14 protein-coding genes are annotated in these 14,715 nt (G+C 32.4%); 5 read left to right on the top strand and 9 right to left on the bottom strand.

Annotation, left to right across the window (positions count from 1 at the left end; translation table 11 throughout):
• The first annotated feature begins 20 nt into the window (after positions 1 to 20).
• Genes RUH60_RS03230 through RUH60_RS03220 form a run of 3 tightly spaced genes read left to right on the top strand, consistent with a single transcriptional unit; the run spans position 21 to position 2,529 of the window.
• Positions 21 to 704: a cell division ATP-binding protein FtsE gene (locus RUH60_RS03230; protein ID WP_313805371.1), complete on the top strand. Its 684-nt coding sequence runs from the start codon at positions 21 to 23 to the stop codon at positions 702 to 704.
• Positions 704 to 1,597, top strand: a complete 894-nt coding sequence (locus tag RUH60_RS03225; protein ID WP_313805369.1) for a glycosyltransferase — start codon at positions 704 to 706, stop codon at positions 1,595 to 1,597. Before RUH60_RS03230 ends, RUH60_RS03225 begins: the two co-directional genes overlap by 1 nt.
• The gene (locus RUH60_RS03220) at positions 1,594 to 2,529 is read left to right on the top strand and encodes a glycosyltransferase family A protein (protein WP_313805368.1); all 936 of its coding nucleotides are present in this window, start codon (positions 1,594 to 1,596) and stop codon (positions 2,527 to 2,529) included. The genes RUH60_RS03225 and RUH60_RS03220 overlap by 4 nt, the downstream gene beginning before the upstream one ends.
• On the opposite strand, the gene RUH60_RS03215 is transcribed toward RUH60_RS03220, so the two are convergent.
• Positions 2,516 to 2,920: an FdtA/QdtA family cupin domain-containing protein gene (locus RUH60_RS03215; protein WP_313805366.1), complete on the bottom strand. Its 405-nt coding sequence runs from the start codon at positions 2,918 to 2,920 to the stop codon at positions 2,516 to 2,518. The two genes, RUH60_RS03220 and RUH60_RS03215, sit on opposite strands and share 14 nt — an antisense overlap.
• Before the next feature lie 9 nt (positions 2,921 to 2,929).
• A complete protein-coding gene (locus tag RUH60_RS03210) occupies positions 2,930 to 4,027 on the bottom strand; it encodes a glycosyltransferase (protein ID WP_313805364.1) in 1,098 nt (365 codons plus the stop codon).
• A gap of 37 nt (positions 4,028 to 4,064) precedes the next feature.
• Here RUH60_RS03210 and RUH60_RS03205 point away from each other — a divergent pair, with 37 nt between their 5' ends.
• Complete coding sequence (locus RUH60_RS03205; RefSeq protein ID WP_313805361.1) at positions 4,065 to 5,207, top strand: glycosyltransferase; 1,143 nt, start codon at positions 4,065 to 4,067, stop codon at positions 5,205 to 5,207.
• A gap of 83 nt (positions 5,208 to 5,290) precedes the next feature.
• On the opposite strand, the gene RUH60_RS03200 is transcribed toward RUH60_RS03205, so the two are convergent.
• The 5 genes from RUH60_RS03200 to RUH60_RS03180 are packed head-to-tail and all read right to left on the bottom strand — an operon-like array spanning position 5,291 to position 11,255.
• Positions 5,291 to 7,057, bottom strand: coding sequence for a T9SS type A sorting domain-containing protein (locus RUH60_RS03200; RefSeq protein WP_313805358.1), 1,767 nt, complete (start codon positions 7,055 to 7,057; stop codon positions 5,291 to 5,293).
• A gap of 28 nt (positions 7,058 to 7,085) precedes the next feature.
• Positions 7,086 to 8,024 carry a hypothetical protein gene (locus RUH60_RS03195; RefSeq protein WP_313805355.1) on the bottom strand — a complete coding sequence of 313 codons (939 nt, stop codon included), beginning with the start codon at positions 8,022 to 8,024 and terminating at the stop codon, positions 7,086 to 7,088.
• A 48-nt stretch (positions 8,025 to 8,072) separates the two neighbouring features.
• Entirely contained in the window at positions 8,073 to 9,344 is a 1,272-nt protein-coding gene (locus RUH60_RS03190; protein WP_313805352.1) for an O-antigen translocase, read from the bottom strand.
• A gap of 1 nt (position 9,345) precedes the next feature.
• A complete protein-coding gene (locus RUH60_RS03185; protein WP_313805349.1) occupies positions 9,346 to 10,425 on the bottom strand; it encodes a DegT/DnrJ/EryC1/StrS family aminotransferase in 1,080 nt (359 codons plus the stop codon).
• Positions 10,422 to 11,255 carry a GNAT family N-acetyltransferase gene (locus RUH60_RS03180; RefSeq protein WP_313805346.1) on the bottom strand — a complete coding sequence of 278 codons (834 nt, stop codon included), beginning with the start codon at positions 11,253 to 11,255 and terminating at the stop codon, positions 10,422 to 10,424. Before RUH60_RS03180 ends, RUH60_RS03185 begins: the two co-directional genes overlap by 4 nt.
• Before the next feature lie 339 nt (positions 11,256 to 11,594).
• On the opposite strand from RUH60_RS03180, the gene RUH60_RS03175 reads away from it, so the two are divergent.
• Positions 11,595 to 13,352 (top strand): gliding motility-associated C-terminal domain-containing protein, encoded by a 1,758-nt coding sequence (locus RUH60_RS03175; protein WP_313805343.1) that lies wholly within the window; start codon positions 11,595 to 11,597, stop codon positions 13,350 to 13,352.
• Here RUH60_RS03175 and RUH60_RS03170 read toward each other — a convergent pair whose 3' ends face one another.
• Both RUH60_RS03170 and RUH60_RS03165 read right to left on the bottom strand, forming a co-directional pair.
• On the bottom strand, positions 13,353 to 13,955 hold the full coding sequence (locus RUH60_RS03170) for a trimeric intracellular cation channel family protein (RefSeq protein ID WP_313805340.1): 603 nt from the start codon (positions 13,953 to 13,955) through the stop codon (positions 13,353 to 13,355). It lies immediately after the preceding gene.
• Positions 13,955 to 14,695, bottom strand: coding sequence for an RDD family protein (locus tag RUH60_RS03165; protein ID WP_313805337.1), 741 nt, complete (start codon positions 14,693 to 14,695; stop codon positions 13,955 to 13,957). Before RUH60_RS03165 ends, RUH60_RS03170 begins: the two co-directional genes overlap by 1 nt.
• Positions 14,696 to 14,715: the final 20 nt, after the last annotated feature.

Here is a 14,715-nt window from a genome sequence, read left to right as displayed (position 1 = left end):
CCAAAATTAAAATCTGCAACATGTCACAAACGATTCTTTCATTACATGATGTTACTATATTTCAGGAAGGTAATGCCATTCTATCAAATGTTAATCTGGATATCAAACACGGAGATTTTCTCTATGTTATCGGAAAAACAGGTTCTGGGAAAAGTAGTTTGATGAAAACGTTGTACGCGGATTTGGATTTAAAATTCGGTGAAGGAACGATTGTAGATTACAATTTGAAAAACCTGAAAGAAGCTGATATTCCTTACTTAAGAAGAAAATTGGGTATTGTGTTTCAGGATTTCAAATTGCTTCCGGATCGAAACATTCACGACAACTTGGAATTCGTTTTAAGAGCCACAGGTTGGTCTGAAAAAGAAGAAATTCAAGTAAAAATTGACGAAGTTTTAGACAAAGTTGGCATGAAAGCGATGACCGGAAAAATGCCGCATCAGTTATCTGGTGGGGAACAACAACGCGTTGCCATCGCCCGTGCTTTACTTAACGACCCAGAATTGATTTTAGCCGATGAGCCTACCGGAAACCTAGATCCGCAAACTTCTGTGGAAGTAATGGAAGTGTTGAAAAAAATCAACCAGAACGGTAAAACCATCATGATGGCTACGCACGATTATGCCTTGATTATGAAATATCCTGCTAAAACCCTGAAATGTGAAAACGGTCAGGTGTTTGAAGTGGTGCAGAGAACGGTGTAATGCTTTCGATTTTAATTCCGATATATAATTACAATGTTTATCCGTTGGTGTACGAACTGCATCAACAGTGCACGAAACTCGGGATTACTTTTGAAATTTTAGCGCAGGACGATGCTTCAAAATCGCCTTTAAATCTGGAAAACGAGAGGGTTAATTCATTAAACTATTGTTGGTTTTCAAGTAACAATTCGAATCTTGGACGTGGAGTAAACATTAATTCTCTATCTAAAAAAGCAAAATATGAATGGCTTTTAATTCTAGATTGTGATATGTATCCAACTTCATCAGATTTCATTTTAAATTATATCGATTCCATATCAAATTCAATCGGTGAAATCATTTACGGTGGCATCGCATATGAAAAAAAAAGACCAAATTCAGAAAATCTTCTTCGTTGGATTTATGGAAAAAAAAGAGAAGCAATTCCTTTCCATATCAGAGAGAAAAATCCTTACTCGACATCGCTCACTTCAAATATAATTGTTAAAAAAAGTATTAAGCATTCAAATCCATTTCCGGAAAAAGTCAAAAACTATGGTTATGAAGATTTAGTGTGGATAAAACAACTTAAAGAGAAATCAGTACCAATTCATCACATCGAAAACCCGGCATTCCATTTAAATCTTGAAACGTCGGATGAGTTTCTCAAAAAGATAAAGAAATCATTAGAAAACCTTAAATTCATCTATAATTTAAATTTGATACATCCATCTGATTCTAAAGTTCTTTCTGTATATAAAATGATCTCAAAATTTGGCGGTGACAATATTGTGAAAGTACTCTATGTTTATTTTAAGATGAGAATTGAAAAAAATTTATTATCAAACAATCCATCTTTGATTTTACTTGATTTCTATAAACTTGGATATTACTGTAAACTAAATTCTCAATGAGCTTTTTTTCCGTTATTATACCGCTTTTTAATAAAGAAAGATATATTCAAAACACAATCAATAGTGTATTGAGACAAAGTTTTCAGGATTTTGAAATCATCCTTGTTGAAGATTGCTCTACAGATTCAAGTTTAACTAAGGCTTCTGCAATAAATTCTGAAAAAATCAAGATTATCAGACACCAAGAAAACAAGGGTCTTTCTGCTTCAAGAAACACAGGAATTAAAAATGCTAACGGAAAATACATTGCTTTTTTAGATGCAGATGATCTTTGGGAAATCAATTTTCTTGAAGAAATTCAAACTCTAATTCATAAATTTCCAGAAGCTGACTTATTTGCCACAAATTATCAGGAAATTTTTCCAAACAAAACCAGTATCATCCCGGCAAATAATTCTGATAAACTTGAAGTTTATACAATAGTGCCTAATTTTTTCAAAATAAGCTTGGCGCAACCACTTTATTGCCCTTCTAGCTTATGTGTACAGAAATCAATTTTCGAATCTATTGGTTATTACGACGAGAATATTACTTACGGTGAAGATGTAGATTTTAACATTCGGATAAATTCTAAATTAAAATTAGCATATTCGACAAATCCGTTAGTTAAATATTTTACAGTTACCGAAAATCAGATAACACAAAGTAAATTATCCAACAAAAAAATAACTGACTTTGACAAGTATGATGGGAAGGAAACGTCATCCGAGATGAAAAAATATCTTGATTTTAACAGGTATATAATGGCAAAGCATTACATCCTTGAAAACAATTCTGCTATGGTTGAAAAAATGAAAAAAGGATTAAACATGGCAAACCTCAATTACAAACAACGAATCCTCATTAATTCGCCTAAATTGATTCTTATCTTAATAAAAAAAATACGTTCTGTTTTACTTTCAAAAGGTATTAGACTAACTACTTATGATTAGTATTCATGTAGTTTAAAAAATCTTCAAAATCTCTGATATAATCTTCTTCATCAAAGACTTCTGATGCCAAAACCAAACAAACAGAACCCGATGAAAAATTTTCCAATTCCCTCCAAATGTTTGGTTTAATCAGTAATCCTTTATCTGGTTTGTTTAAAGTAACTGTTTTTTTTTCTTTCCCATCGTGTAATATCACATCAAAGCTTCCAGATATTGCAATAAGGATTTGGTTTAACTCTTTATGTGAATGCCCACCTCGTTTAGCATAACTTGGAATATCAAAAAGATAATAACATCTCTTGATATTGAAAGGTATAGCTCCATTTTCAATAACAGCGATACTTCCTAAACTATTTTCAATTTTTGGAATGTTAAATATTTCGATATTCATTCTACTAACTTAAGCTTTATTGAACAAATCTAACCATTGTTTACCAATTATTTCAATATCATATTGAGATACACTCTCCCTGCTATTCTTTTTACAATTTTGATATAACTGCTGATCATTTATAAATAAATTCATAGACGAAATTAATTTTTCAAAATTTTGATTTTCAACTAACAATCCGTTTGTTTTATCTTTTATTATTTCGTTAGGTCCGCTAAAGCAATCAAATGAAACAACCGGTGTATTTACTGCTAATGACTCAATAATTGTGTTTGGAAAACCTTCATTCTTACTGGCTAAAACTGTAAACAAAGCCGATTTATAATATGGAAATGGATTGGAGACCACTCCTTCAAAAACCACTAACTCGCTCAAACCTAAAGTAAATGATAATTCTTCATATTTTGACCTATTTTCTCCATCTCCTAACAAAACCAACTTAATCTTTTTATTTGGCAAATCAGATTTAAAATATGCCTCTATCAATCTATCAAACTGCTTTATATCATTATTCATGCGACCTACAGCCAAAACATACAACCCATATTCTTTATTTTTCTCCATTTTGAAAACTTCTATGGACTCAAAATCTAAAGGGTTATGCAAATATTGAACCTTATTAGCAAGTTCATTCTTCAGAATTTCATCTTGAATTGCCTTAGAAACCGAAACTATTTTTTTATTGTTATAAATCAAACGAGATAAAAATGCGGTTCTAGGGAAATAAAATTCTAAAAAACCGCTATGAACTGTATATATAATATTCTTAGGGTAAATTATCCTGACAAACATCAACTCCTTTAAAAAAATATTCCGTATTCTGAAATCAATAATTATGTCAAAGCTATTGCTATTTACAAATGTTTTAAAAGCTAAAAAACGCTTTATTTTACGGTAAACTGAATTTGAATTAGAAGCAATCGTGCCCAAATTGCATAATGAACCTGAATACTCGTATGTCACCCAATCCATAAAAATACAATTATGAACCTCTAATCCTTCCTTATAAAAATAATTGGACAATAAAGCATGAACTTTTTCAGCTCCTCCATTTGCTAAACAGTCACCTACAAGCGCTACTTTGATTACTTTATCTTGCTTTATCACTATTGATTAATTATTTTCGTAACAAATATAAACATCTATGCGGATTTTACTTCTCGGAGAATATAGTCGACTTCATAATTCACTTAAAGAAGGCTTAACAGTCCTTGGACATGAGACACTCATTGTAGCAAGCGGAGATGGTTTTAAAAATTACCCACTTGATTACAGTATTAAACCTAAATTCTGTGAAAATAGTATTATTAATATTTTAAGACAACTAATTTTTAGAGTTTTTAAGTTTGATATTGCTCTTTGGGAAAAAGCATTGCGATTTTATTTTTTACTACCTAAACTTAAAAATTTTGATATAGTACAACTAATTAATGAATGCCCTATACAAACTACTAAGAGTCTTGAATTATACTTTCTGAAAAAAATTATTTCTCAAAATAAAAAAACTTTTCTTCTATCCTGTGGAGCAGACCATCTCAATGTTAAATATTCTTTTCAGAATCAACATAAAAAATCAATACTTCAACCTTATTTCAAAAATGAATCCTTAAAGGAAGAATATAAATATGTTTTGAATTATACTTCATCTAAACATGTCTTAATTCATAATTATATTATTCAAAATTGTCAAGGAATTATAGCGTCAGATTTTGATTACGTTCCTCCATTATTTAACCATCCAAAGTTTTTAGGGCTAATCCCCAATCCTATCAATTTAAGCAATCTGAAATATACGATTCCTTCTATTGATTCTAAAGTAGTATTCTTTTTAGGTATAAATCGTTGGAACTATCATCAAAAAGGCATTATCTATTTTGAGAAGGCGTTAAAACTAATCCAAGAGAAATATTCTGATAAAGTTGAAATTGTAATTGTAGAAAACTTACCATACAACAAATACATCGATAGCTTTAATAACGCTCACATCGTATTAGATCAAGTTTTTGCTCATGATCAAGGATATAATGCCTTAGAAGCGATGGCAAAAGGGAAAGTCGTTTTTACTGGAGCTGAAAAAGAATTTTTAGAGCATTATTCACTTGAACAGGACCAAGTTGCTATTAATGCACTACCAGATGTCGATTATTTAGTACAAAAAATGTCTTTTTTAATAGAAAATCCGAATGAAATAATAGCTATCGGAAAACGTGCCCGAAGTTTTATTGAAGAAGAACATAATTATGTAAAAATAGCTGAAGAATATCTTAATCTTTGGTTAACTAATTAAAGTTTTATAAACGTCACATATTTAGACAAATAAAATATCAAAGTAAAATGGAGGGCACAACCCTCCATTACTTAAATTAACTACTACTTCTTAATAAATTTTATTGATTTATCAATACCTTCTCCATTCAACTGAGCTATATACAAACCAGAAGGTAAATGGTTTAAATTAATATTAATGATACTCTCATTGTTAGAAGAATGGTAAATCAGTTTCCCTAAAGTATCATAAACATTAATATCTAAATTTTTTATAGTTCCCAAATCCAAAGTAAAAACACCATTGTTAGGATTTGGATAAAGCTTAACATCATTGCTTTCGGAAATCAAATCCCCTTCACTTTTAAAATCAAAATTTGTATTACGTCCTACAAAACTGTTTGTACAACCCTCAATATAAGCTCTGAAAGTTGAACCGGATACTGCCTGAAAACCACTGGTCAGTGTTACTGAATTTCCTGCATGGTAAATTGCACCGACACCTGAATTTATTACATTTGAAGCTGTAATAGTGTTTGAGGCTTGCTTTTTATCAATACCAGACGTTACGTTTTGTGCAATTGACAAAGTAGCAAAACAGGTTTGCAAAACAGGGATTAATTGTGGAAATACTGAAACAGAATTACCGTTTAAAGACAAAAAGTTAACATTTACAGAACTGTTTGAAAACGAATCTTGGTTGTCAATTTTATGCAAATACTTATTCCTGTTATTGTCAGTAAAAAAAGAACTTAAAAGTAAATTTCCTTGTCTGTCCTTCTGGAGATAATTAAACTTAGATGATGGTGTACTTGTTCCAAACTCGTTTAAAATTCTTATAGGTGTATTGTCATTAGTCAAATCCTTGACAATAATTTCACCATCTGTAGTACTCAAATAGGGATGTTTCATCCTTGCAAAAAACAAATTTCCCGAATTATTAGAAATCTCAAACTCATAAATCATACCTCCGTATCCGGTAAGGAGCTGAAAATTTGAAAACTGGCCAGTTGCTGCATTAAAATCAAGTTTATAAAAATTATTCCTAAATGTGGCAGGATCAGAATCAGGATCGTTTACTCCAGAAATTTTACTATAGGCAAGCCCAATCAAAAAATTATTATTGGGGGCCACTCTAAAATTTGATCCTTCTATCTGAGCGATTGTTCCCGTATAATTATCGAAAAAGCCATAATTATAAATCTGAGAAGCTGAAAAAGTAGACTCAATTGGTGTTTGATTAAATCCGTAAGCATCAATTTTATAGCTTAACATCTTGTTTTTGCTTTGAACAATAAGCCAGTTTGCATCTGAATTGCTATTTTTTGTGACAGTGATTGGCCCAAAATAAAAAACATTACTAATAAAACTACTAGAAGCCTCTTTAAGTGCTACAGAGTATGAATTTTCAGGAGTCCCTAATGAAGGGTTTGCATTAATGTTCTGAACAATACCTAAAGGGTTAGACGCATTAAATTCAACTACAGAATAAAGATAAAAAACCGGATCTGGCTGTAAACATAAACAAAGATAATTTTCTGAACGGATTATAAAATATTGATTGCTATTCGCCGGATTAGGAACAATTACCACTCTTAAAACTCCGTTATAACCAACATTATTACCGTTTGTCATAATCGAATGGTTCTTGTTCCAAACCTTAATTCCATCGGTATAAAACAACAAATCACCGTTACTGTCACTAACAGAAGCCAAGCCATAATTTGTACTGCTTAAAACATTAGCTGTGGGTGAGGCTGATGAAAAATTAAGATCGGTTTTACCAAGAATCCAATGGTTATTCTCATTTTGCCCATAAACCATACTTATACTGAAGAGAAAAAGTAAGGCAGATAAATATGTGTTTCTCATAAATAAAATGTTAAATGTTAAACACCAATTATTTTTTCTCTAAAAGCAATTTCACTTGTTCTTTCAGTTGTTCAATTTCTTTATTTTGTTCAATTAAGTAAAGTGTCAGCTCTTCAATCTTTTCTTGTTGAATTTTTGACATTTCACCTAATTCCAGACCATTCTCAGTTACCTCTTTTGCAGAAGGCACATTTGGTAAATGCCCATTTGTCTGAATATATTTTTCAACTTCATTTAGGGATTTAAGTTTATAATCGTCTGCAAAAACATAATCGGCCCAAGTATTGTATACTTTAACTTCATCAGCTCTGATTTTACCTTTCACAGAAAGTCTATAAGTATTGGCTCCATCCACAAAGTTTGTAGTCCCAATTCCTAAATTCGTATTCACAAATACATCACCTTCAAATTTTGATGTACCTGTTTTAACCCAAAAAGAATGCTCAATGGGATATGCTTGTGTACCTCCGATAATAAAATGAGAATCTGGCTTTGGGAATTCTGAAAGTACAAAATCTCCATCATTAGAAACGTGAAAAATTCCATCCTGACTTTTATTGTATAATTTAAACATTCCAAAACCATCCGTATAAGCACTCATTGTTAACCTTGCATTATCTGCTCTATCTTCAATGGAAAACCAAAAACTTGATTTTGCCTTATAGTTTGAAGCAGGAAAGTCGAAAAAGTTCAATAATCTTGTTTTATTAGTAGCATCTTTAACAGCTCCAGCAGAAAAAATCATTGATTTTTGTAATTCCTCTTGTTGAGAAGAAAATGTTTGTCCATCAGGTAAACTACCACCTACAGTTAATTTAAACCTTGGATCATCTGTTCCTATACCAACATTAGTATTGGTTACCGGACTATTAGGTAACACGTTTGAAGCCCCACCTGTTGCAGTACTAATTTGTGCATTAACTGCTAATGAGCTAAAAAAAAGCAAAGACAAAATAATTTTTTTCATATTTTTTTTTAAAATTTATACAAAAATAAAAAAAAACTTACAAAAAATCTATTTCTCTTTAAAAAAATAAAATATTAAAACGGTTAAGTAAACAATATAGGTCAATGCATGTGCCACTACCACGCCTTCAATTCCAAATATTCGGATCAGATAATTTGCTGAAAGAAATAAAGTTCCAAACGAAATCATCTCTGTAATAATAAAAACTTTTACTTTTTTTTGGGCCAAAAGTTGATACCCGAAAATTAAAGACGCAGCTTTAAAAAAATCACCAAAAAATTGCCAAAAAAACAATTCTTCTACTGGCTTAAACTCAGAAGAAAACAGTAGGCCGACTATAGAACTACGAAAAAAATATAATCCAATTAAAACCAATCCAAATACTGGGAGTATGTTTCTAAAATATACTTTAAAAATAAGTTTTGTTCTTGTATGAGTTTTAGCGACAACTAGTTTGGGTAGAAAATAAAGAGATATCAATGTAATAACGAACATCATATAATACGTTGATATCCTGGTGATTGCTTCCCAGAAACCAGCCTGTTCTTCTCCTAAATTCTTTATCACATTATTTCTAATTGCTAAAAAAACGATTGGACCTAAAATACCGGAAACTAAAGCCATCAATGTGTAGGATGACATTTTTTTTAAAACTTTAAAATCATACCACTGCAATTTTAAATAATTGAAAATCGCTAGCTCCGTTTTTAAAAAAGGATATGAAATAATAAAAAGTAATGATGGTGAAACAACTACAGCTAAAAGAGCTCCTAAAGTCTGTAAGTTCCATATTAACAATACCGAAACCAACAATGCTAAAATATTACTTAAAATTGAAATATAAATTACCTTATTATACTTTCCTAAACCATTAATAATAGCTATAAAAATATAATTAACTGCACACCAAGGCAGTCCTATTGCAAAGGCTTTGAAAATTATACCATAGTTTTCATTTCCTCCTAAAATTGTATAATTCCAATAAGAGGACCATACGAAAAGTACAAAACTTAAAACAAAAGAAAAACTTATTATTGTAATACAAACTGTTGAAACCAACCTTTCCAAACCATCTTTATCATCCTTATTTTCGGCAACATACTTCACAATTCCGGTTTGCATTCCGAAAACTGATAATGTTTCCACACTAGAAATAAAGTTACGGAGATTTCCAACCAAAGCCATCCCGGAAGGGCCTACAAAAATTGCAATAATTTTAGACGTAATAAGCCCAATCGCCACTTTTAGCATTACACTAAAACTGTTTAATGATGTAATTTTAAAAAGAGGTTGCTTTATTATGTTTGGAATAAATCTCAAATTAATATCTATTTAAAGCTTGAATTATGAAATCAACATCTTCATCACTTAAAACCGAACTGATTGGCAAACTCAATACTTCTTCATGAATTCTCTCAGTTATTGGATAGTTTAAATGATGAAATTCTTTCATACTTGCTTGCTTATGTGGAGCAACTGGATAATGAATCAAAGTCTGAATATCATTATCGGTTAAATACTGTTGCAACTGATTACGATTTCCCGTTCGGATAACAAAAAGATGAAACACATGAGAATCGGTGTCATCATAAAACGGAAGCTGAATTTTATCATTCTTAATTTCAGTTAGATATCGTTTTGCAATTGTTCTTCTGGACTCGTTTTCCTTCTTCAAATAAGGCAATTTTACCCGAAGAAAAGCCGCTTGCAACTCATCCAACCTTGAATTAAAACCGATATATTCGTTATGATACTTTTGAGAGGAACCGTAATTTGAAAGTGCCTTTATGGTTTTTGCTAATTTTTCGTCATTGGTTACTACGGCTCCGGCATCGCCTAAAGCCCCTAAATTTTTACCCGGATAAAAGCTAAATGTTCTTGTATGACTTCCTTTAAAAGACAGGCCATGACCTTGTGCAGCATCTTCAACAATTAATAAATCGTGTTTGTAACCAATTTCTATAATCGCATCCATATCTGCTAACTGACCATACAGATGCACAACTAAAATTCCCTTTGTTTTCGAAGTTATTTTTTCTTCAATCAAAGCCGGATTGATATTGTAAGTCGCTAAATCAGGCTCAATCAAAACAGGAACCAAACCTGCATGCATTATACCAAGAATCGAAGCGATATAAGTGTTAGCAGGAACAATGATTTCATCTCCAATTTGCAGATTACCCATTTCGATGTAAGCCTTAAAACTTAAAATGATAGCATCCAATCCATTCCCTACTCCAATGCAATATTTTGAACCACAATAGGCTGCAAATTCTTTTTCGAAAGCAGTAACCTCATCACCTAAAATGTACCAGCCTTTTTCTAGAAAGTCTTTCATTTTTTCCTGAAAAACCTCTTCGTATTGCTTATTTATTGCTTTTAAGTTTAAGAAAGAAATCATATCAATACTTTTTCTAATAATTTATGATTAGACGTTTCGATCTGGTAAAAATCTTGAGAAACTAATCCGCTGCCAAAACTTTCTTTCCAATACAACAAACCTTCGTTTATAGTTTTACCTTGATTTTCGTTGGATATTCCAAAATCAAAATATCGCTTTGAAGCAAAAACTTCAGAAATCAATTTGTGATGGAGAAAATCCAGACTTCCTAATTCATTTTTCTGACAATTTGATGAAATATACTGTGAATGGGCAGTTGTTTTTGTTTCAAAGATTGTTGTCCCAGCTACTATTTTATCATTATGATAAACATTGAACTGACGGATTGCATTAGGAAATTTTGTTTTCAGTTGCTGAATTTCTGCTAAAGAATGAACAGGCAAGACACTATGTTTTTCCTGTAAATTAGGGATTAAAATTTGTTGCCAAAATTCTTCAAAATCATCAACCTCAACTACTTTCAGACCGTTTTTAAAACCGCGTTTAATTCCTTCTTTCCGATCTTTTGAAAGCGTAATTTCTTTTGACATGTCCATAACCGAAAGTAAATCGCGTCTCGTTAGTTTTGCTTGCAATAAAAAAAACAAATAATTTATTTCTGAAGAAAATTTATCTGCATAAAAAAAAGGCAATTCCTTAATCGTTAAAAACTTAATTTCAGAATCATTTAAAAACTTCAATAGAGATTTAAAAACTTTAAGTATGGCTTTAAATTTGGTTTTATGCGAAAGAACAACACCTCCATAAGTCAAACCCTGATGTGAAAAAACTTCATCATCTTTATAGTTCGCTGGCAAAACAGCTATCAACTTCTCATCTTCAAAAACCAATAACGAATAATCTTCGAACCTATCGGCATGATATTCCATAAAATCGCGATGAAACAAAAAAGTGGCATTTTTGGCCTGATCAATAAAATCATTCCAAAGCTGATAATCAGACGACTGGTATTTTCGAACGGTATAGTTTTTCACAATGCGCATTAACTTCCGAAAAATACTAATTTTTAGCAGATTTTACATTAATCCTTACCGTTTTTTCACAGATTTTATTGTTCTTGTAATCAAACATTTTGTTACTTTTAGAAAAAAATTGCAGTGACCCAAAAACTACTTTACTTTTTTTTATGGATTTCTTTGTGTTTTACAACTGTTGTGGAAGCGCAAAATGTGTCGTTATATCAGCAATTTGCTGGTAGATACGATTTTACTTTTGTGGGAAATACGTTGAATCCATTTCCTAACAGCTCTTATTATCCAACATATATTCTAACAACATCTTCTGCAGAATTACAACTTAACACTACAGATGTAGTTGAGAAGGCCTATTTATATTGGGCTGGAAGCGGTACTGGTGATTTTGATATAAAACTAAATGGAATTGATATTTCTGCACAAAGAACTTTTGCTGCTTCCCAGGTTCAGGCTAATTTAAGCAGACCTTTTTTTAGTGGTTTTTATGATGTTACTGACATTGTCCTCGCAACGGGTAATGGTATTTACACTGTATCTGAACTTGATTTAAATTATTTGGTAAGCACCTACAATCCTAATGGTACAAATTTTGCAGGTTGGGCAATACTTATTGTATATAGAAATGATTCTCTACCGCTTAACATTTTAAATATTTATGATGGACTAGAAAGCTTATCTCCACCAGGAGATGGTGTTTTAGATTCTGTTACAATTACCCTTGATAATTTAAATGTAATTGACAATGACGGAGCAAAAATTGGCTTCATTGCTTGGGAAGGTGATGCAAATATTGCAATCCAGGAAAAACTCACAATCAATACTTCAGTATTAAGCACCCCCGGACTAAACCCCGGCGATCCACCTTTTAACCCAGAAAACAATGCTTTTAATGGTACAAATAGCGTAACTGGGCAAAGTAATTTGTACAATATGGACTTAGATATATACGACATTGAAGGAAATATTGAAATTGGCGATCCAACAGCTTCCATAACGATGCAATCTGCGCAAGATTATGTAATGATTGGTACTATAATAACCAAACTCAACAGTCAACTTCCTGATGCTACCGTTTCTATCGATAACTTTTCACAAAGTTGTAATTCAAGAGAAATCGTAGTTGAATATACCGTTAACAATGTAAATAGCACCGACCCTTTACCCGCTGGAACGCAAATTGGTTTTTACGCTGATAACGAACTTATTGGCACAAGTCAAACTCCTGTTATTTTACAAATTGGTGAAAGTATTGTTTTAACGCAAACAATTACTGTTCCGGATGGTATTCCGCTTGATTTTACGCTTTCTGTTGTAGCGGATTACGATACAGCCGTTACTGAATTAGTAGAAACCAACAATTCCGACACACAGCCTATTTCACTTTGGGTTTCACCGGCGTTCAATCAACCGGAAGATATTGTCAATTGTAATTTAGGACTAACTGCGGCCTATTTTGATTTTTCCGCTTACGAACAAAGCATTCCAACAGATAGTTCTCATCTTATTTCTTTCCATAACAATCAAACGGATGCAGAAACGAATAGTAGTCCTATCATCAATACGATGAATTATTATTCGGAAGTTACACCTAAAGAAATATTTGTTCGGATTGAAGATGAAAACGGTTGTGTTTCCATCACTTCTTTCTTTTTAAGAACAAGAAATTGTCCACCAACCATTTACAATGCGGTTTCTTCAAACGGCGATGGTTTAAACGATACGTTCCACATTGATGGTTTGTATAACATTTTCATGAATTTTGAACTTTTCGTTTATAACCGTTGGGGAAGATTAGTCTGGACCGGAAATAACAATACCGAAGAATGGAACGGCTACGTAAAAGAAGGCATCGGAAGTTCTAACGCACCTGACGGAACTTACTACTACGTTTTAAAATTACACGACAAAGATTATCCTGATGCTTTAACCGGCTATTTGTATCTGAATCATTAACTATTTTCGTTCCAACGCTGGAAGTGACCATTTGAAAATGACCGCCATCAGTCGAATTGCGATAATCAAAACTGAAGTAAGTAAATAAAGAATATCTTTCGGAATATCCAATCCTTTCATTAGGAAGAAGAAAACTCCGCCAATAATACAAATTGTAGCATAAATTTCTTTACGGAAGATCACCGGAATGTCATTGCATAAAATATCTCGGATTACACCGCCAAAACATGCTGTCATCGTTCCTAAAGCGATACAGATTACCGGGTGTAAATTCACTTCCATTCCTTTTTCTAAACCGATTAGTGTAAAAACGCCCAACCCAATCGTGTCAAACAAAAACATCGAAGTACGGAATTGATCTAACTTCTTTCTGAAAATCACGGCCAAGAAATAACCCAGAATAATTACATAAACATAATTCAGATTAAGCATCCAACCTACTGGAGTTCTCCCAATCAAGATATCGCGTAAAGTTCCACCGCCTACAGAAGTCACGAAAGCAATGATAAAAACCCCAAACGGATCCAGTTTTTTGTTCATGGCTGTTAATGCTCCGGAGACTGCAAACGCCATGGTTCCGAGTATGTCTAGGATATCAAACATTACATATTTCGGGTGTAGTAGTTGTAATCTTTCAATACAACTTTAATGAATTCTGAATCGTAAGACTCTACAGGTTTTATACCGGTTACATCAGCTATTTTCTGACTCAGTTTATAAATCAATTTAAAATCTTTATTGCGCAACGCGGCTTCAAAAGTTTCTTTAATGATACGAGCATCGTTATCGGAAAGCTTGATTACCAAAGGATACGTCGGCACATAATCTTCCTTGATTTCCTGTAAAATTGTATGATTGATGTTGATGTTGTTCTTCAAAGTGATCACAGCTGTTCCCGCAGCCATATCACCCAAACGTTGGTTTTTCTTGCTGACAACAATGGCTATTAAACCGATAATTCCGCTTCCGATACTGATTTCTATCAAACGAAACATCCATCGGATAAGATAATCACCAAATCCTGCCTGATAGCCGTCAATTTTAATCACTTTAATTTTAGTGATTTTCTTTCCGAAAGTCTGTCCTTCCCACAAACTTTCCTGAAGCAACGAATAGAAAATAATCGGCAATCCAAAAAGACCAACAACTGCCATCATCGACCATTGATCCATATCTATCAGAATATCAAGAAGTCCCGTCCATTTGCAAAGCATAAAAACTACAATTCCGTAGGCGATTTTGATAACTAAATCTAAAAGTTGAGCTCCCATACGCTCTCCCACAGAAGCCGCAGTAAAATTTATGTTTACATTTTGCGTGGTTGTTATTGATAATTCTGACATATTTTTTATTTTAGCGCTTT

It is taken from the genome of Flavobacterium sp. (assembly GCF_032153895.1).
GTDB lineage: Bacteria > Bacteroidota > Bacteroidia > Flavobacteriales > Flavobacteriaceae > Flavobacterium.
The sequence above is the reverse complement of the archived record's forward strand: the minus strand, read 5'-3'. Positions and strand labels throughout refer to the sequence as shown.

Coding starts and splice junctions, on each gene's coding strand:
- RUH60_RS03230 (WP_313805371.1), top strand. CDS start 21: ATGTCACAAACGATTCTTTCATTACATGATGTTACTATATTTCAGGAA.
- RUH60_RS03225 (WP_313805369.1), top strand. CDS start 704: ATGCTTTCGATTTTAATTCCGATATATAATTACAATGTTTATCCGTTG.
- RUH60_RS03220 (WP_313805368.1), top strand. CDS start 1,594: ATGAGCTTTTTTTCCGTTATTATACCGCTTTTTAATAAAGAAAGATAT.
- RUH60_RS03215 (WP_313805366.1), bottom strand. CDS start 2,920: ATGAATATCGAAATATTTAACATTCCAAAAATTGAAAATAGTTTAGGA.
- RUH60_RS03205 (WP_313805361.1), top strand. CDS start 4,065: ATGCGGATTTTACTTCTCGGAGAATATAGTCGACTTCATAATTCACTT.
- RUH60_RS03200 (WP_313805358.1), bottom strand. CDS start 7,057: ATGAGAAACACATATTTATCTGCCTTACTTTTTCTCTTCAGTATAAGT.
- RUH60_RS03195 (WP_313805355.1), bottom strand. CDS start 8,024: ATGAAAAAAATTATTTTGTCTTTGCTTTTTTTTAGCTCATTAGCAGTT.
- RUH60_RS03185 (WP_313805349.1), bottom strand. CDS start 10,425: ATGATTTCTTTCTTAAACTTAAAAGCAATAAATAAGCAATACGAAGAG.
- RUH60_RS03170 (WP_313805340.1), bottom strand. CDS start 13,955: ATGTTTGATATCCTAGACATACTCGGAACCATGGCGTTTGCAGTCTCC.
- RUH60_RS03165 (WP_313805337.1), bottom strand. CDS start 14,695: ATGTCAGAATTATCAATAACAACCACGCAAAATGTAAACATAAATTTT.